This window comes from Thermanaerothrix solaris, from assembly GCF_032334255.1.
Lineage (GTDB): Bacteria > Chloroflexota > Anaerolineae > Anaerolineales > Anaerolineaceae > Thermanaerothrix > Thermanaerothrix solaris.
In genome coordinates, this window is sequence record NZ_JAUHMF010000001.1 from 979,826 (window position 1) to 998,920 (window position 19,095).

At 53.6% G+C, this 19,095-nt stretch carries 15 protein-coding genes; 14 read left to right on the plus strand and 1 reads right to left on the minus strand.

What is annotated here, in order from left to right; translation table 11 throughout:
• Positions 1-5: 5 nt before the first annotated feature.
• The 14 genes from nuoF to hypE all read left to right on the plus strand — a co-directional run bounded on the left by nuoF (position 6) and on the right by hypE (position 16,428).
• On the plus strand, positions 6-1,637 hold the full coding sequence (gene nuoF, locus QYE77_RS04370) for an NADH-quinone oxidoreductase subunit NuoF (protein ID WP_315624148.1): 1,632 nt from the start codon (positions 6-8) through the stop codon (positions 1,635-1,637).
• A 42-nt stretch (positions 1,638-1,679) separates the two neighbouring features.
• Positions 1,680-2,552: a formate transporter FocA gene (gene focA / locus QYE77_RS04375; RefSeq protein ID WP_315624149.1), complete on the plus strand. Its 873-nt coding sequence runs from the start codon at positions 1,680-1,682 to the stop codon at positions 2,550-2,552.
• A gap of 33 nt (positions 2,553-2,585) precedes the next feature.
• A complete protein-coding gene (fdhF, locus tag QYE77_RS04380) occupies positions 2,586-5,363 on the plus strand; it encodes a formate dehydrogenase subunit alpha (RefSeq protein ID WP_399389482.1) in 2,778 nt (925 codons plus the stop codon).
• Between the two features lie 38 nt (positions 5,364-5,401).
• Entirely contained in the window at positions 5,402-7,357 is a 1,956-nt protein-coding gene (locus tag QYE77_RS04385; protein ID WP_315624151.1) for a molybdopterin-dependent oxidoreductase, read from the plus strand.
• 32 nt (positions 7,358-7,389) lie between these two features.
• Positions 7,390-7,932 carry an NADH-quinone oxidoreductase subunit B family protein gene (locus QYE77_RS04390; RefSeq protein WP_315624152.1) on the plus strand — a complete coding sequence of 181 codons (543 nt, stop codon included), beginning with the start codon at positions 7,390-7,392 and terminating at the stop codon, positions 7,930-7,932.
• A gap of 34 nt (positions 7,933-7,966) precedes the next feature.
• Positions 7,967-9,409 carry a Ni/Fe hydrogenase subunit alpha gene (locus QYE77_RS04395; protein ID WP_315624153.1) on the plus strand — a complete coding sequence of 481 codons (1,443 nt, stop codon included), beginning with the start codon at positions 7,967-7,969 and terminating at the stop codon, positions 9,407-9,409.
• Positions 9,402-9,971: a hypothetical protein gene (locus QYE77_RS04400; protein ID WP_315624154.1), complete on the plus strand. Its 570-nt coding sequence runs from the start codon at positions 9,402-9,404 to the stop codon at positions 9,969-9,971. The genes QYE77_RS04395 and QYE77_RS04400 overlap by 8 nt, the downstream gene beginning before the upstream one ends.
• A 115-nt stretch (positions 9,972-10,086) precedes the next feature.
• Positions 10,087-10,569, plus strand: coding sequence for a cyclic nucleotide-binding domain-containing protein (locus QYE77_RS04405; protein WP_315624156.1), 483 nt, complete (start codon positions 10,087-10,089; stop codon positions 10,567-10,569).
• 32 nt (positions 10,570-10,601) lie between these two features.
• The gene (hypA, locus tag QYE77_RS04410; RefSeq protein ID WP_315624157.1) at positions 10,602-10,946 is read left to right on the plus strand and encodes a hydrogenase maturation nickel metallochaperone HypA; all 345 of its coding nucleotides are present in this window, start codon (positions 10,602-10,604) and stop codon (positions 10,944-10,946) included.
• 27 nt (positions 10,947-10,973) lie between these two features.
• On the plus strand, positions 10,974-11,639 hold the full coding sequence (hypB, locus tag QYE77_RS04415; RefSeq protein WP_315624158.1) for a hydrogenase nickel incorporation protein HypB: 666 nt from the start codon (positions 10,974-10,976) through the stop codon (positions 11,637-11,639).
• Complete coding sequence (gene hypF / locus QYE77_RS04420) at positions 11,600-13,948, plus strand: carbamoyltransferase HypF (RefSeq protein WP_315624159.1); 2,349 nt, start codon at positions 11,600-11,602, stop codon at positions 13,946-13,948. Before hypB ends, hypF begins: the two co-directional genes overlap by 40 nt.
• Before the next feature lie 17 nt (positions 13,949-13,965).
• Entirely contained in the window at positions 13,966-14,205 is a 240-nt protein-coding gene (locus QYE77_RS04425) for a HypC/HybG/HupF family hydrogenase formation chaperone (protein WP_315624160.1), read from the plus strand.
• A 16-nt stretch (positions 14,206-14,221) separates the two neighbouring features.
• A complete protein-coding gene (gene hypD, locus QYE77_RS04430) occupies positions 14,222-15,340 on the plus strand; it encodes a hydrogenase formation protein HypD (protein WP_315624161.1) in 1,119 nt (372 codons plus the stop codon).
• Between the two features lie 2 nt (positions 15,341-15,342).
• Positions 15,343-16,428: a hydrogenase expression/formation protein HypE gene (hypE, locus tag QYE77_RS04435; RefSeq protein WP_315624162.1), complete on the plus strand. Its 1,086-nt coding sequence runs from the start codon at positions 15,343-15,345 to the stop codon at positions 16,426-16,428.
• Positions 16,429-16,532: 104 nt separating this feature from the next.
• Here the strand turns inward: hypE and QYE77_RS04440 are convergent, their stop codons facing one another.
• Entirely contained in the window at positions 16,533-19,088 is a 2,556-nt protein-coding gene (locus tag QYE77_RS04440) for an ABC transporter permease (protein WP_315624163.1), read from the minus strand.
• Positions 19,089-19,095: the final 7 nt, after the last annotated feature.

Genomic DNA, 19,095 nt, shown 5'->3' on the forward strand with positions numbered 1-19,095 from the left:
GCGCCATGAAAATAATCCGTTCGATGGTTTTGGTTTCCGGCGATGCCATCAGCCTGGAGCGCGGCGCCGAGCAGGTCTTCCAGGCCCTTCAGAAAGCCGTGCAGGATTTTGGGCTTAGCGATGAAGTCTCAGTCATGATGATCGGCGATGTAGGCCGTCACGACGCCCTCCCCATGGTCATTGTTTACCCCGAGGCTGTGGTGTATGGGCCGGTTCGCCCTGAGGACGTGCGCTACCTGGTTGAGGAACATCTTTATAAAGGGCGCGTTGCCACCGATTTACTCGCACCAGTGCGCGAACTTTCCGGGCGCATTGCCTGGGTTGCCGCACGTAAAGGAACACTTCCGGCGGAACAGCGCATTGTTTTACGCCGTGTTGGGCTGATTAACCCCGACGATATTGAAGAATACATCCTCCACGATGGTTACAGCGCCTTGGGAAAAGTCCTTACCGAGATGACCCCCACCGAGGTCATTGAAGAGATCAAAAAATCCGGCTTGCGCGGGCGCGGGGGAGCGGGCTTCCCCACCGGTGTTAAATGGTCTTTTGTGGCGCGTGAGAAGTCCGAGAAAAAATTCATCATCTGCAATGCAGATGAAAGCGAACCCGGCACGTTCAAAGATCGCATCATCCTTGAAGGCGATCCCCACAGCATTATTGAGGCAATGGCCATTGCCGGTTATGCGGTAGGAGCGGATGAGGGTTATATCTATGTGCGCGGTGAATATCTCTTAGCCCAGGAACGGCTGCGCCGTGCCATCGAACAAGCCCGTGAAATGGGTTTCCTGGGGAAGAACATCTTTGGTACCAACTTTAATTTTGACATTCATATTCATACCGGCGCAGGAGCCTATATTTGCGGCGAAGAAACCGCGCTGATCGAATCTATCGAGGGCAAGCGTGGACAGCCCCGCTCTCGTCCCCCCTTCCCCACAACCCATGGCTTGTGGGGTAAACCCACTGTGGTTAACAACGTCGAGACCCTGGCGAATGTGCCGCCCATTTTGCTCAACGGCGCCGACTGGTACCGGCGCTTTGGCACACCCAGCAGCCCCGGCACCAAGGTTTACACTATTCTGGGTAACGTCAACGTAACCGGCGTCATTGAAGTGCCGATGGGCATCACCCTGCGTGAGGTTATCAACATTTACGCCAAAGGTATGAAGGGCGGCGCCGCATTCAAACTGGCTCAAACCGGCGGATCTAGTGGATCATTGATCCCAGCCTCACTCCAAGACACGCCCATGGATTTTGATTCCTACGCCAAGGCCGGCGTTGCCTTGGGATCAGGGGCCTTGCTAATCTGTGATGAGAACACCTGCGTTGTGGATTTAGTCAAAGTCTTGATGAACTTCTTCCGCAAAGAGTCTTGTGGCAAGTGCAATCCATGCCGCATCGGCACCCAGCGGGCCTATGAGATCATGTGTGCTATTGCCGAAGGCCGGGGCAAGATAGAAGATTTGGACCATCTACTTTGGCTAAGTGATAACATGTATTTGCTTTCTAACTGCGGGTTGGGTCAAACCGCTGGCACGCCAATCAAAGATATGCTCAAGCATTTCCGCGCCGAGGTCGAGGCCCATATCACGCTTCAGGTCTGCCCTGCCGGAGTTTGTAAAATCAAAGCCTTTGCATAATCCTTTACAACATAACTCAACCTTTAGAGGAGTTTTATCCGTATGTCAATCAATAATGGTTTCACCATTGATGCTCTGATGCCCCCAGAGATGGCACAGAAAGCCGAAGCCATTGGGGTTAAAAAGGCAAATTTAGATTTCTGGTCTATGCTGGCGCTTTCAGTTTTAGCCGGGGCATTTATTGCCTTGGGGGCAATCTTTGCCACCACGGTTAGCGCCGGATCCACCTTGCCTTATGGTGTGACCCGCTTGCTGACCGGCCTCGTCTTCACCTTGGGTCTGATCCTGGTCATCGTCGGTGGCGCTGAACTCTTCACTGGCAACAACCTCATCATTATGGCCTTTACCAGTGGAAAGGTCACGCTAGGCGCCTTGTTGCGCAATTGGATTATCGTCTATATTGGGAATTTCATCGGCTCGGTTGCTACTGCCCTATTGGTCTTTCTCAGCGGGCAGTATAAATTTGGCAACGGTGCGGTCGGCTTAAATGCGCTCAACATTGCCAACGCAAAAGTCAATCTGGAATTTGTGCAAGCGATTGCCTTGGGCATCCTGTGTAACGCGCTGGTCTGTCTGGCCGTTTGGTTATGCTACAGCGCCCGCACTACCACCGATAAAATCCTGAGCATCATCCCGCCTATCTCTGCCTTTGTGGCCGCCGGATTTGAACACAGCATTGCCAACATGTACTTCATCCCGATCGGTCTTTTTATCAAAGAATGGGCACCGGCGTCATTCTGGAAACTGCAGGCTCTGGTTGACGCCGGAAAAACGCTCGAAAGTTATGCCAATCTGACCTGGGGCAACTTTTTCCTGGCCAACTTACTGCCCGTGACCATTGGCAATATCATCGGTGGTGCTTTCATGGTTGGCTTGGTTTATTGGTTCATTTACTTGCGTCATCACCGCTCGTGAATTGGTTGTTGTTGAGTTATGAGAGAGGTGAGTATGGTCAAAATAATCATTGACGGAAAAAAATTAGAGGTACCCGAAGGAATGACGGTACTGGAAGCCGCCGCACAGGCAGGGATTACGATCCCCACCCTGTGTTATCACAAAGATCTCAGCCCTCATGGGGGTTGCCGCCTGTGTGTAGTTGAAGTCAAAGGGGCACGTACATCTTTGGCTTCCTGCACCCTACCGGTTAGCGATGGCATGGAAGTTACCACCGAGTCCCCGGCCTTACGTGAATCGCGGCGCACTATTTTACAACTTCTGCTCTCGACCTACCATGATGCGGGTTACGCTAGCAAAGATGGTCATTTCAATGAACTCGAACACTGGGCACGAGCCTATGATCTAGACCCTGCCTCGCTCATGGCCAGGGCGCCGCGCTATCCGATCAATAGTGATCCTAATCCCTTTGTTTGGGTGGATTTAAATAAGTGTATTCTGTGTGGGCGCTGCATCCGTGCCTGCGCCGAGGTGCAGGGGCGCTTCGTATGGGGATTATCCGAGCGAGGGTATGATACTCGCATTGTGGCCGGGATGGATGAAACCATGCTCGAAGCACGGTGCGAGTCCTGTGGTGCCTGTGTGGCCTACTGCCCCACCGGCGCATTGGATAACAAACCCTCTGTCAGCGCTGGTGCACCTGATAAAGTGGTGACCACAACCTGCGCATATTGTGGCGTGGGTTGTCAGTTTGACCTCCACATCAATACCAAAGAAAACCGTATCATCCGCGTTGTCTCCAATCCCAATGCGCCGGTAAATGGCATGCATTTGTGCGTCAAAGGACGTTACGGTTACGACTACATCCATCACCCCGACCGCTTGCTCAAGCCCAAAGTCCGCGCTTACTTGCTAAAGGGTGAAAAACGCCCTGCCAATGGTGATCGCGGCCCTTGGGTCGAGGTAGATTGGGAAACCGCCCTTGACATCGTCGCCCGTAAACTTGCCGAGACTCGTGATACGTACGGCCCGGACAGTGTGGGTATCTTGACCTCGGCGAAGTGCACCAATGAAGAAAATTATCTGATGAACAAGTTGGCACGGCAGGTCATTGGAACTAACAACATTGATCACTGCGCCCGCCTGTGCCACTCCAGCACGGTGGCCGGCCTGGCTATGGCCTACGGCTCCGGTGCAATGAGCAACTCCATGAAGGACGTAGCCGAAAAAGCCGCTGCTATTTTTATCATCGGCTCAAACACCACCGAGCAGCATCCCGTCTTTGGTGCCATGATTCGCCAGGCAGTACTAAAACGTGGCGCCAAGTTGATCGTGGCCGATCCGCGGCGCATTGACATCACCGAGTTTGCCACCCTTCATCTTCAACAGCGGCCCGGAACAGACATTGCTCTCTTAAACGGGCTAATGCACATTATTGTCCAAAATGGCTGGGAAGATAAAGCCTTTATTGTCGAACGTACCGAAAATTACGACGCCTTTGTTGAAAATCTACGCGACTACACCCCCGAAAGAGTTGCCGCAATCACCGGTGTGCCGGTGGAACAACTTTATCAAGCAGCCGAAATCATGGGTAAATATCACCCCATGGCCGTCATCTGGGCCATGGGCATCACCCAGCACATTGTCGGGGTTCAGAACGTGCTAACTTTGGCCAACCTCCAGATGCTCTTGGGCAACATGGGCATCCCCGGCGGTGGGGTCAATCCTCTCCGCGGTCAGAACAATGTTCAAGGCGCCTGTGATATGGGCGGCTTGCCGGATGTCTATCCCGGTTACCAGCGCGTAACTGCTGAAGAGGCACGGCTGAAATTTGAACAGGCATGGGGAGCCTCTCTCTCCGATAAGGTGGGACTGGCTGTCACCGAGATGATCCCGGCGGCGGGTGAAGGCAAGATCAAAGCCATGTATATCCTGGGTGAGAACCCGGTGATGAGCGATCCCGATACCAACCACGTCCGTCATTGCCTGGAGCGCCTGGAATTTTTGGCACTTCAAGAAATCTTTCCCTCTGAAACCTCAGTTTACGCCGATGTTTTGTTGCCGGGGGTTTCATTTGCCGAAAAAGATGGCACCTTTACCAACACTGAACGCCGTATTCAGCGCGTTCGTCAGGCCATTCGGCCTCTTGGTGATGCGCGCCCTGATTGGATAATCATTCGCGATCTGGCCCAGCGCATTATGAGTCAAGGCCAACGCAAGATTAATCCAGAAGCCCCCTTTGCCGACTGGAATTACACCGATACAGCGCAAATTATGGATGAAGTGGCAGCCCTAACGCCCATTTACGCCGGCGTTAGCCATGCCCGACTTGAAGCCGGTGAAAGTTTGCAATGGCCGGTACGCGGCAAAGATCACCCTGGCACGCCCATTCTCCACGTGGGTCAATTCACCCGAGGGAAAGGTAAATTCCATCCCACTGTCCATGTACCGCCAGCAGAGCAACCCGATAAAGATTATCCTATGGTATTGACAACCGGGCGGGTGCTTTACCACTGGCATGGCGGTGAAATGACACGCCGCTCCAAAGGGTTGTTAGAGGTTTATGATCGGCCCCTGATTGAGATCAGCCCTGAGGACGCTCAACGCATTGGCCTTAATGGTGTCCGTTACGTTAAAGTCACCTCGCGTCGCGGCAGCATTGTCGCCGAAGCCTGGATCACCGATCGCGTGCCACCTGGTTTGGTCTATGGTAATTTCCATTTCCCCGAAGCTTCAGTTAACGAACTGACTCTCGCTGCGCTAGACCCGATTTCAAAAATTCCCGAGTATAAAGTCGCGGCGGTCAGAGTAGAAGCCTATCACACCACCTAAATCTGCCATAATTTTGCATTCACTAGAAGGGAGCAGGGATGGCCACAATTACAATCAATCAGCAAACCTATGAAGTTCCCGATGGAATCACCGTCTTACAAGCGGCTAGGCAATTAGGGATATTCATTCCCACCTTATGCGATCATCCTCACCTGACGCCCTATGGGGGATGCCGGTTGTGCATGGTGGAGATCGAGGGTTTTCGCACCCTGCAAGCCGCCTGTACTATCCCGGTATCGAACAACATGGTGATCCATACTGAGAGCGAAAAGGTCAAAAAAGCACGCGAATTTGCCCTTTCGCTCATTTTTAGCGAACGCAACCACTTTTGCCCCTACTGCCAGGTTAGCGGAGGGGACTGCGAACTGCAAAACGCGGCCTATCGCTTGGGAATGACCCACTGGCCGCTGCAACCCAATTGGCAACCCTTCCCGGTGGATGCGTCTCATCCTTATATTATCCTTGAACACAACCGCTGTATCCTCTGCCGTCGTTGCATCCGTGCCTGTAATGAACTGGTCGGTGTCAACACCCTCGGTGTGGCAAATCGCGGGGCACGCACGTTCATCATCGCTGATTTCGAAGTACCCTTAGGTGAGAGCACCTGTGTGTCATGCGGCATGTGTGTTCAAGTGTGCCCCACCGGTGCTATGATTGATCGTAAAAGCGCTTATCTGGGGAAGAAATCTGAAGCCGAGCATGTGGCAACCGTTTGCACCGGTTGTAGTCTGGGCTGTGGCCTGGACGTGCTGATCACCGATAACCGCATCCTGAGCATTTACGGTGACTGGGATGCGCCAGTAAATCAGGGTGTCTTGTGCAAAGTAGGACGGTACTACCCACTGGACGATGAGCGTCCACGGGTGACCCAACCTCTGGTGCGCAAGAACGGCGAGCTTCGACCGGCAACCTGGGAAGAAGCCTTGGACACCGTCGCTAGCGCTCTCAAACGTCATGCCGCTAACAGCCTCGCACTGGCATCCGCTCGGCTGACTGCTGAAGCCCTGTATCTCTTCCGCAAGGTATTTACAGAAGGGTTGCAAAGCCCTCTGGCAACCACCTTGAACGGTGATGCTGTGCGACCCTTGATAGAGGCAATGGATGATCTCGGCGAGCCTTTTGAAGGAAGCGTTGCAGAATTAGATCGTGCTACCTCCATCCTGGTCATGCAAGCCGATTTAGCCAACAACCATGAAGTTCTGGGATTCATGGTACGGCGCTCTCTTAATCGTGGCACACACATTGTGATCGCCGATAGCCAGGAAAATCACCTCTCACACCTTGCAGAAGTCACACTGCGCTTCAAAGAGGGACGCCAGTTGGCGGTTATTGAAGGGTTGATAGCCGCGGTCGCCAGGTTGGGTTTGAACCGCACCGAATACGCTGAAGATGCGGTTGCCAATCTGGCTAATGCGGCTAAGTCAACTGGATTGGCAACGGATGATTTTCTTAAGGCCGCTTACCAGATCACACGCGGCGAAAAGCCGGTCATCGTTTATGATCCCGCCGCGCTCAAAGAGGGAGTCGCCATCAAAGCCCTGGTGCGGTTAGTCAGGATGATCGGGGCAACCTTGATCAGCCCGAAAGGGGAAGCCAACAGCCTGGCCGCGGCGCAATTTGATTTGATTGAGCCTCTGCGCCCGGGCACGTATGAAGTAGCCTTTGTGGCACTGGGGGACGAAATCCCCAGCGAAACCCTGGTCGCCGCATTAGAGCGGACACCTTACTTAATCGTCCAAGCCAGCCGTGAATCGAAACTCACCGCCCGTGCTGATGTGGTACTACCGGTCTACACCTGGGCTGAAGAAAGCGGCCATTACCTTAACCTAGAAGGCCGCTTGCAAGAAGCCCATCCGTGCCTATCCGCACCAGAGCAGGCTCGATCCAATGAAACCGCTCTGCGCGCGTTAGCCACTGCCCTTGGGATTGACGTGAACGGAGATTGGCGGGCTACACTTACTCAGCGTGTCGCCCCAGTCGCCGTAGCCGTCTAGGATAGTTACTGGTCAAGGTGGAAGGAGATGCCATGAGTAAACCCAAAGTTGCTACCGATTGGTTAGCCGGCTGTGCCGGTTGTCACATGTCATTCCTGGATATAGACGAGCGTATTGTTAATTTGGTCGAATTGGTGGATTTGCGCTCCTCTCCCATCACCGACCTCAAAGAACCCGACTCCAGCGGTGTGGATGTGGGCATTCTGGAAGGTGGAATTAACAATACCGCCAACGAAGAGGTTGCCCATAAAATGCGGCAACGCTGCAAGATCCTGGTAGCGCTGGGTGATTGCGCGGTGTTTGGAGGAGTGCCGGCCATGCGTAACTTTTTCAAGATCGAAGATGCTCTACGCCGTGCCTACATTGAAACGGAAAGCACCGACGCTGAGGGCAAAATCCCGGATGATCCCGAATTGGCAAAACCCACCCGGGTTCGTGCCGTGAGCGAAGTGGTAAAGGTGGATGTCTTTGTCCCGGGTTGCCCACCCAGTGCAGATATCATTTATTACGTCCTGAGCGAATTGGCACAAGGGCGCATCCCCGTGCTCAAAGATGAGCGTCTCCAATGGCATTAGTGGTAGGGTGCAACAAAACGAGGAGGAAACACCTATGGCTACCGTAACCCCCCAAAAGATCACCATTGAGCCGGTAACGCGGATCGAGGGGCATGCCAAGATCACCATTCGGTTGAATGAAGCAGGCAAAGTTGAACGCGCCTATTTGCACATCAATGAATTCCGTGGCTTTGAGAAGTTCTGCGAGGGACGCATGGCGTTTGAGATGCCGGTGATCACCCCGCGCATCTGCGGCATTTGCCCGGTCTCACATCACCTTGCTGCGGCCAAAGCCTGCGATGATCTGTACGGCTGCCCCCCACCCCGACCAGCCCAATTGCTGCGCGAACTCATGCACATGGGACAGGTGATCCAAAGCCATGGCATGCACTTCTTTGAATTGGCCGGCCCAGACCTCTTATTGGGTTTTGATGCCGACCCCGCCATCCGCAATGTGGTGGGGCTGATTCAAGCGAACCCCGACCTAGCCCTGCGTGCGGTTCGCCTGCGCAAATTCGGTCAGGAAATTATCCACATCCTGGGCGGTCGGCGCATTCACCCAATTTTTGCCGTTCCCGGCGGCGTGAATAAAGCCCTGACCCGTAGTGAACGTGACCAGATTCTGGCAGGTCTAGATGATGCCATCGAAACAATCCAACTAGGGTTGAAGATTTTCAAAGAGTGGGCCGAGGCCAACCAGGAAGACATCAATCGTTTTGCCGTCTTCTCCACCGGTTATTTCGGTATGGTCAAGCCTGGAAACACGCTGGAACTCTACGATGGTCAATTGCGACTTATTGACGCCAACGGTCAAGAGTTGGAGTACTTCGATGGACGGGAGTACCTGAATTACATTGCTGAGCATGTTGAATCCTGGTCATACCTGAAATTCCCTTACTACAAGAAGATGGGTTGGCCAGCTGGGGTTTACCGCGTTGGGCCGTTGGGGCGGCTCAACGTCGCTGACCGAATAGCCACGCCTTTAGCCGATGCCGCACTGAAGGAGTTCAAAGCCCTTAATCGTGGCAAGCCGGTAGAGCAAACGCTCTATTATCACTACGCACGCCTGATCGAAGCCCTCTACGCGGCGGAAAACGTGCGCGTCCTTCTCGACGACCCCGACATCCTCAGCACCGATATCCTCAACACCCGCCAAGAGATCCGTGGTGAAGGGGTTGGGGTGATCGAAGCCCCGCGGGGCACTCTTTTCCACCACTATTGGGCTAAACCCAACGGCCAACTGGAACGGGTCAATCTCATCGTCGCTACCGGCCACAACAACTGGGCCATGAGTGAAGCCGTGGACAGTGTGGCTAAGACCTACATCACCGGGCCGGAGATTCGAGAAGGACTGCTCAACCGCGTCGAAGCTGCCGTCCGCGCTTATGATCCCTGTCTTTCGTGCTCCACCCACGCCGTAGGGCAAATGCCCATGGTGATCGAGATCTTGGATGCCCAAGGTCAATTGCGGCAAACTCTGGCTCGTCTGCATGAGTGAAAGTTTCGCCTGCTCAGATCTGCCGCTTCCTTCCCTCGACATATGGGGGAAGGAAGCGTTTTCCTGTTCCCCACGCCTGCTCATCCTGGGCATTGGCAACCCGGATCGCCAGGATGATGGCCTTGCATGGCATCTTATTAACCGCCTTACAACCTATTGGGGCTATTCAAAGGTATTAGACATCGGAGAGACCCTTCCTGTGAATGAGGGACTCACGTTGTGCACTGATTTGCAACTGAGACCGGAGATGGCCGAAGATCTTGCAACCTACACGCACGTTTGTTTTGTGGATGCACATACCGGCGCTCTCCCCAAGGAAATTTGCTGGCAGACCTTGCAAGCCGGGTTTCAACCCTCACCGCTGAGTCATCATCTGACCCCTCAGTCCTGCTTAGCCCTGGCTGAGGCGCTATACGGGCACTCTCCAGCCGGATTCTTGCTTTCTGTGCGCGGGTATGAATTCGGCTTCTCACGTCAATTATCAGAACGAACTCAGAGACTGCTGGATTCTGTGGTGAATCCTTTACTCCGATGGTTAACACCTTTCCTTCAACAAGGATAGGATTTGATGACAATTTGCGTCTGCAATGATTACAGAGGTCACTATAACCCCACCCATGCAAGATGATAAAAACTATACAAGACTCTGGTCTAAACGTCGTTATAGGTGGTAGAACATGGAAGCCAACCTGGTAGCCCTTTTGAAGAGCATCCCATGGTTCATCGAACTCGGCCAGCACCAGTTAGAAACTCTGGCCAGCCTGGCCCATGAGCGATATTTGGCGCCGGGTGAAGTACTATTTCAAGAGGGCGATCAACCCGATTTTCTCTACCTCGTGCTGGATGGTCGCGCCAGTGTCGAGATTAGCGTACCTGGCCATGGATCGGTGCGCATCCTTCAGGCTGAACCCCTGGATATCTTGGGATGGTCAGTTTTGACGCCTGTTGTGCGTCAGCGTACCACCACCGTGCGTGCTCTCACTCCGATGCGGTTACTGGCTCTTGAAGGCAAAGCCTTGCAACAGCAGTGTGAGATGGATCCACACCTCGGTTATGTTATTACCCGTCGCTTGGCCAATGTCGTGGCCAGCCAGTTGTTGGTCACCCGCCTGCATCTAATGGAAATACTCATGAATTCTTCGCGCGAAGCCGTAGGATAAAGTGGACTATTATAGGTATAATATAAACCCCCATGCACGAGTTACCGGTTACCGAAAGCATTCTTTCTATTGCACTTAAGCATGCCCAGGAAGCAGGGGCTCAGCGTGTTACCGATATCCATATTGTTTTGGGCAAGTTCTCTAGCATCGTGGATGATTCGGTGCAGTTTTACTGGGATCTGATCAGTGCGGGCACTATCTGCGAAGGCGCACGGCTCCACTTTCAACGCCCAACTCCGCGCATGCGCTGTCAGGATTGTCAGCACGAATTTGAAGTCAACGACATCCTTCACCCTTGTCCGGCGTGCAACAGTTTTAACCTGACGTTGCTCTCAGGTGACGAATTCTATTTAGAAAGCATTGAAATCGAACGCTAACCGTCAACATTTATTATGGAGTAAATAATGGGTAATCCAATTAAAGTGCCAGTGGTTGAAAAACTTCTAGATGCCAACGATCAGGTGGCCGAACTCAACCGCCGTCTACTTGATGAGGCCGGGGTATTGGCGATTAACATCATGGCATCACCAGGCGCGGGTAAAACCAGTTTGATCCTGCAAACCCTGCGCGCACTGAGTACCGAATTTCGCATTGCCGTGATCGAAGGCGACACCGCCCCGGTTACCATTGATGCAGATAAAGTCAGTGCTTTGGGCATTCCCGCCGTCCAGATTAACACCGGAGGAGATTGCCATCTCGACGCAGTCATGCTGCGCGCCGGATTGGCGCAATTGACGCTCACCGAGTTAGATCTCATCATCGTTGAGAATGTGGGTAACTTGATTTGTCCTGCTGCCTTTAAACTCGGGACGCATCGCAACATCCTGGTCGCCAGTGTCCCTGAAGGTGACGACAAACCCTATAAATATCCCAACATGTATCGGGGCTTGGATGTTCTGATTATCAATAAGATTGACTTGTTACCCTATATTGAGTTCAACATGGAGTATTTTCGTCGCGGAGTTGAACTTCTCAACCCAGGACTCCTGACCTTCCCGCTTTCCTGCAAGAGTGGGGAAGGGTTGCAACCATGGCTGGATTGGCTACGCGCCGAGATAGCAACGCGCTAAAAATGAGCGCCTCTACTTATGGGTTATATATCCGAATTCGAGGCATTGTTCAAGGGGTTGGGTTTCGTCCCTTTGTTTACAACCTTGCCACGCGTTATGGGCTAAATGGGTGGGTGCGCAATTCTGCTGCAGGCGTAGAGATTGAGATAAGCGGTAACTCAGAGGCTCTACAAGCCTTTGTATCCGAATTGAAAACCAATCCTCCCCCCCTGGCACGCATTGATTCCTTCGAAGCGGTATCTATACCGCCTAATCACGCTACAACATTCACGATTATCGAAAGTCAAGACGAGAGCCACGAATTTCTCCCGGTCTCGCCGGATGTAGCCATCTGCGCGGATTGCCGGCGCGAATTATTCGATCCCCGGGATCGGCGCTATCGTTACCCTTTCATCAATTGCACCAATTGCGGCCCTCGTTTCACCATTATTCGCGCCATCCCCTACGACCGCCCCAATACCACCATGGCTGGGTTCCCCCTCTGCCCAGACTGTGAGGCAGAATACCACGATCCGGGCAACCGCCGTTTTCATGCGCAACCGATTGCCTGCCCCGTGTGCGGTCCACACCTTCAATTCATGACCCCCCAAGGCGAGATTCTCGCCGAACGAGAAGCCGCGCTTCAAATAGCACGCCAATGGCTGGCAGAAGGGCGCATATTAGCCATAAAGGGATTGGGAGGTTTCCACCTGGCTTGCGATGCAACGCGCGCAGAAAGTGTGCGCGAACTACGGTTACGCAAACAACGGAGTGATAAACCTTTTGCGTTGATGGCGTTTGATGTCAGCACCATTGCTCGCCACACCCACCTGGATGAAGCAGAACAACAGTGGCTCACCTCTCCCTCTCACCCTATCGTCATCCTAGAACGACTCCCCAGCTCACCGATAGCCGCTGAGGTTGCCCCTGGCCAGCACACCCTGGGCTTCATGCTCCCTTACACGCCCTTGCACCTTCTTTTACTCGAACCCGCCCCAGGCTTTCCCGAGGTGCTGGTTATGACCAGTGGCAACCTGAGTGAGGAGCCCATTGCCTACCTTGATCATGAGGTTTTTGACCGCTTGGCATCGCTTGCCGATGGCATCTTGACCCATAACCGCCCTATTTACACTCGTGTGGATGATTCGGTGATCCGAATCGTTCATGGCGCTCCCTATTTTCTGCGTCGGGCGCGCGGGTTTGCCCCCGATCCCCTCCACCTGCCGCGCGAAGTACCGCCTATCTTAGCTGTGGGTGCCGAACTAAAAAATACTTTTTGCCTGACCCGCAAGCACTATGCGTTCCTCAGCCACCACATTGGGGACTTGCAAAATTACGAAACCCTGCAAGCCTTCGAGGAAGGCATCCGGCACTATGAGACGCTATTCCGCACTCAACCCGAATGGCTGGCAACAGATTTACATCCCGATTATTTAGCCACCCGATACGCTCAAAATAGATCCCAAGTCGAAGGCAAGCCCCTTTTGTATGTGCAACACCATCACGCTCACCTAGCGGCTTGCCTGGTTGACAATGGAATCAACGACTCAGATCCAGTGATCGGACTGATTTTTGACGGTACCGGATACGGTAGTGATGGCACCATTTGGGGGGGTGAAGTGCTTATCGGGAACTATGCTGGGTATCGGCGTTATGCATATCTCAAACCGGTCCCATTGCCTGGAGGCGACCGTGCTGTCCATCAGGTCGCCCGTATGGCGCTCGCCCATTTATGGGCGAATGGCTTGCCCTGGGAGGAGGACCTGCCGCCCGTGCAAGCCTTATGCGCTGACGAACGTAGTTTGCTTTACACCATGTTAGAAAAAGGCATCAACACCCCTCTAACATCAAGCATGGGACGGCTCTTTGATGCCGTAGCCGCACTGATCGGGCTGCGATCCACGGTAACTTATGAAGCGCAGGCAGCCATTGAACTGGAACAAGCGGTAGATATGCACGAAGCTGCGGCGTATCCCTTCCGGATAGAATGGCCCTACCTGGATACGCACCCGCTGTGGGAAGCCCTGCTCAATGACCTGCGCCATGGCATTTCTGTCCCTCGTATTGCGGCACGCTTTCACAACGCCATTGTCACCCTATGCCTTGAGGTTGCCCAGTATATCCGCGATGTCGAGGGCATACGCCGTGTTGCCCTGAGTGGCGGGGTCTGGCAAAATCAAATCTTGCTTCACCGCACGGTTCGGGGATTGCAACAAGCAGGTTTTGAGGTGCTGATCCATCACCAAGTGCCGACCAATGATGGTGGTCTAGCCCTTGGGCAGGCCATGGTAGCCGCAGCGTGGGTCGAAGGAAAAAATTATTCCGAATAAGAGTTGGGAGGCTAATCATGTGTTTGGGCATTCCGGGTAAAATCGTCAGTATCTATCACCAGGCCGGCCTACGGATGGCAAAAGTAGACTTTGGCGGCGTCTTTCGTGAAGCCTGCATCGAAACCTTGCCCGAAGTCAAAGAAGGAGATTATGTCATTGTTCACGCCGGTTTTGCGCTGAATCGCCTCAGCGAGAGCGAAGCCTTGGAAACCCTCCAACTTCTGCGCGAAATCGGCGCACTGAACGAAGAGTCTTGAAGAGACGGGATTACCTATGCAGGCCTTACAAGAGTTTCGCAGCGCCGACTTGGTACATAAACTCGCCGCCGAAATCCGCCGCCGTGTCACCCATCCGTGGGTGCTCATGGAAATTTGCGGCGGTCAAACGCATGCTATCTTGCAATACGGCCTGGATCAATTACTCCCCGCAGAGATTGAGTTGGTACACGGCCCGGGCTGCCCGGTCTGTGTCACGCCCTTGGAGCTGATTGATAAAGCCATTGCCATCGCGTCTTTGCCCAACACTATCTTATGCTCATATGGGGATATGTTGCGCGTCCCCGGCTCACAACGCGACCTTTTCGCCGTGAGAGCCGCTGGTGGGCGGGTGCACGTCGTCTATTCCCCCCTGGATGCTGTGCGCATTGCGCAGGAACATCCGGATCGTCAAGTTGTTTTCTTTGCCATCGGATTTGAGACCACCGCCCCACCCAATGCCATGAGCCTGCTCCAGGCGAAGGCCTTGGGGTTAAAAAACTTTTCCCTTCTGGTCTCACAGGTGCGCGTGCCCCCTGCTATGCACGCGATCCTGAGCGCTCCGACCAATCGTGTCCAGGGCTTCCTGCTAGCGGGCCATGTGTGCACCATCATGGGCTATTGGGAATATGAACCCATCGCTTCCCAATATCGTGTCCCCATGACCGTAACCGGCTTCGAACCGGTAGATCTCCTACAGGGTATCCTTAAAACGATTGAGCAGTTGGAAGAAGGGCGGGTTGGGGTAGAAAATGCTTATACCCGCGCCGTTACCCGCGATGGCAACCGTGCCGCTCAGCAGATCATCAACCAGGTCTTCGAGCCTTGCGATCGAAATTGGCGAGGTATCGGCCTAATCCCGCAGAGCGGTTGGGGGTTGCGCCCCGAATGGGCTGAGTTTGATGCGGAAAAACGCTTTGATCTTGGTCCGATTAAAACCCAAGAATCCCCCCTCTGCATTGCTGGCCAGATCCTTCAAGGAATCAAAAAACCCCATGAGTGTCCAGCTTTTGCTACGCAATGTACTCCTCAAACCCCTTTGGGTGCACCAATGGTCTCGGCAGAAGGGGCGTGCGCGGCCTATTATCGCTACGGGCGCGGCCTCGAGCAATCTAACCGCGCCACCTCAGAGGGATAGCCATGACCACAACAACCGGTTTGCCTGCATTTGAAGGTCCCATGTGCCCGCTACCGCTGTCTCATACCGAACGCATTGTCCTCGGTCACGGCAGTGGCGGACGAATGACTCATGATCTAATCCGCACGCTTTTTCAGGCTCACTTGGGAAACCCCTATTTGGAGGCCGGTAATGATTTTGCTCGCTTGCCTCTCGGGATAGAACCCTATTCGGAAGGGCATCTGATCCTCTCAACCGATTCTCACGTAATTTCCCCTCTCTTCTTCCCCGGGGGTGATATCGGACGGCTGGCCGTTTGTGGCACCGTCAATGATGTGAGCATGAGCGGTGCTATTCCTCTCTATCTCACCGCTGCGTTCATTCTTGAAGAAGGGCTAAGCATTGAAACTCTGGAACGGGTTGTCCAATCTATGCGACAAGCGGCGGACGAGGCGGGGGTGTCCATCGTGGCCGGCGATACCAAAGTCGTGGAGAAAGGCAAAGGCGATAGTTTGTTTATCACCACTACCGGGGTAGGTTGGTTGCCTTCCCATTACCATCTTCGAGGTGGAGAACAGGCACGCCCAGGCGATGTTGTTTTGCTCTCGGGGCCGATTGGTGATCATGGTATTGCTGTACTCAGTGCGCGGGGTGAACTGGGCTTTGAAGCCGAGGTTAAATCCGATGTAGCCCCTTTGAACCACCTCATCCAGGCCGTGCTCAAAGCCGCCCCTCACACCCATGTCTTACGCGACCCCACCCGCGGCGGACTGGCAACCACTCTTAACGAAATTGCCCAGCAAAGCCAGGTAGGTATCCGCATTGAGGAAGCCGCCATACCGGTGCGCCCAGCCGTGCGTGCCGCCTGCGAAATGCTGGGTTTGGATCCACTCTATATTGCTAACGAAGGCAAGGTCATCGTCATTGTTCCTCCTGAGGAAGCCGAGGCTGCCCTGGCCGTCATGCGTCAGCACCCTTATGGTGCCGAGGCCGCTTGCATTGGCATTGTAGAAGCCCAGCCCGCCAGTCGCGTCATTATGCGCACAACGCTCGGCACGCACCGCGTTGTTGAAACATTAAGTGGTGAACTGCTCCCTCGTATCTGCTAGACTGGCGCGTTGGGCCGGGTTTCTCTGGCTTAAGAGTTTGGGGCTGGTTCATTTTCAACCAGCCCCAAAATGTTATTGTATCATGCGCGCGTCTTCTTTTTAGTTTACTCGTAGCGTAAGGCTTCAACCACGTTCAACTGTGCCGCCTGGCGCGCTGGAATCGTTGCGGCCAAAGCGCCAAACAAGATCCCAATCGCTACCGCTGCCAGGATCCCCGAACCGGGGAAGAGGTATTCCATCGGGAAGCCAAAGCCCTCAAAAGCGCGCACCGCCATATAACCCATGTACAATCCGGCCAGGATGCCAAACGCCGTGCCAATGGCTGAAAGGATTAGCGCCTCCGAGAGAATAATTGTGCGCACTTGGCGACGGGTGGCCCCAACCGCGCGGAGCATGCCGATCTCGCGCGTCCGCTCGATAACTCCAATTGCCAGGGTGTTGACCATGGCAATCAAAGAGGGGATCGCCAGGAACGCGGCGACCGCATACATGCTGAGAAGTACCACATCGAACAAGCGCCGATTTTCCTCTACATAACGCTTGCCGCTAAATAATTTGAACTGGGGATAGGATTTGAGCAGTTGGGTGATTGCCGTCTCAACGGCTGCGCGATCGGCGCCTGGCTTCAAATTGACCTGATAGAAGACATCTTCAGTACGGCCAAAATCGGTTGCCATATTCGCTTGGGAAATATAGCCGGTGGTGGTTTTGGCGTTGAGGTAATCAATGCCGATCGCCACGACGCGATATGTCTTTTCGCCGCTAGGCGCAAGCAGGTTAATCTCATCACCCACGCGGATCCCTGCTGTGGCCGCTAACACACCGTTGATAATAATAGCGCGTTCATTTTCTAACGCCCGAAAGGCTGTTTCAGGATCTCCTTCCGTGATCGTTAACGCATCCAGTTGGCGATAAGCCTGTGGGTCTATCCCCAATAGGCCAACGGCAACATCTTTGACCTGACTACCAGCAAACCGTAAGGTACTGACCAGAGCAACCCCAGGGATTTCACGCAATTTCTGAGCCAATTCAGGTGCAGCCCCAGTATTCGAACCCCATACGGCCACGGTGGGAGGCATAATAAGAAAATCACTGCCGAGGCTCTTTTCTAGCACCTTAGTAAACGTCAAGGTCACCGAAGAAAGTACGCTGGCCACCATGATAACCACCGCCATGGCGATCATGGTGGTCGAAGCCGTCACCGTTGCCCGCCCCGGCTGACGGCTGAGGTTGCCTTCAGCCAGTTGGGCTGTGCCGTTGCGCGCAAAGAGCAACGCCAGTAAATTACCGAAGAGAACCGCAATCGGGTTAATCAGAGCCGGCGCCATCAGAATGAGGGCACTAACAAATAGAATCGCCCCTATCCCGAGCAAGGCGGCTTGCCCGCTGATCAAGATTGCCACACCCAATATCATGAGCACCACGCCTGCCCAGAACGAAAGACCGGCTAAACGGCGAAAACTCACTTGTCCGACGGAGGGGCGCAGAGCTTCTAGGGGCGTAACCCGTGTTGCCGATTGCGCCGGTAATAATCCCGCTAATACGGTGATCCCAATACCCAATAATGAAGACGTGATCACCAACGAAGGAGAAACTGCCGGTAACCCCACTTTGATGTTCAAAAATTGTTTCCCTACAGGAACAATTAACTGCAAAATGAACCAACCAAAAAGATAACCCAAGATCAACCCTGCTACCGTCCCCACAATACCCTGGATCAGCCCTTCCGCAAGGATCAGGTTTCGAATGGTGGCCCGGCTGGCTCCTAACGCGCGCAACATGCCAATATCGCGGCGTCGTTCTGCCACCACAGTGCGGAAAGTGTTGAAAATAATGAAACCACCCATTAACAGTGCCAGGAAGCCCATAAGATTGAAGATGAGTTGGGCATTGCGAATATTGGCCAAAATCTCAGATCCACTTTCCAACGCGCCAATTCTGTAGTGATCGCCTACTTCAGTCATCAACCGTTGCTGAATCTCTGCCCGCTGGGCTTCGTCTAAGGTGGTCAAATTGACATCAATGACATTGATTTTGCCCGGCAAGTTGAGCAAATATTGGGCTTCGTTAAGGGTCACCAAAACCTCTTCGTTCCCAGGTAACGCACGCTCGGGCAATAAGCCAACAACCTCAAGATCCGTAACACCAATGGCAGTGGGTAGAGCCAATTTATCTCCTACGCCAACCCCCAACTCGCGCGCTAGAGAGCGGGTAATTACCGCCGCATGGGTATCCTGAGGATCAAGGAAACGACCTTCAACCACGTTGTAAACGATCATCTGCCGTGCCACCTCAGGATCAATCCCCTTTAGCACCAGCGTGGAAACACGATCGGGGGCTTGAGGATCGCGGTCAAAATAATCCGCCGGAAGGTTAATCAAGCGCTCCAACGATCCCATTGCCACCTTGACACCTTCAATACGACGAACCTTCTCTAAAAGCGATGGGTCAAAAGCTTCCCCCGTTTTATGGGTAATGGTCACATCAATCTGCCCGGCTACTGCCATCATTTGGGATTGAAACGCCTGAACAAAGGTGGGCATGAAGGTGTTCATCCCAAAGATGACCAACACACCGAACATGATAGCCAGGGTGGTCAAAGCAGTGCGTAATTTTCGTCCCTTTAAGTAACGCAGGGCTAATTTAATTGGCAGGTTCATGTTGCAC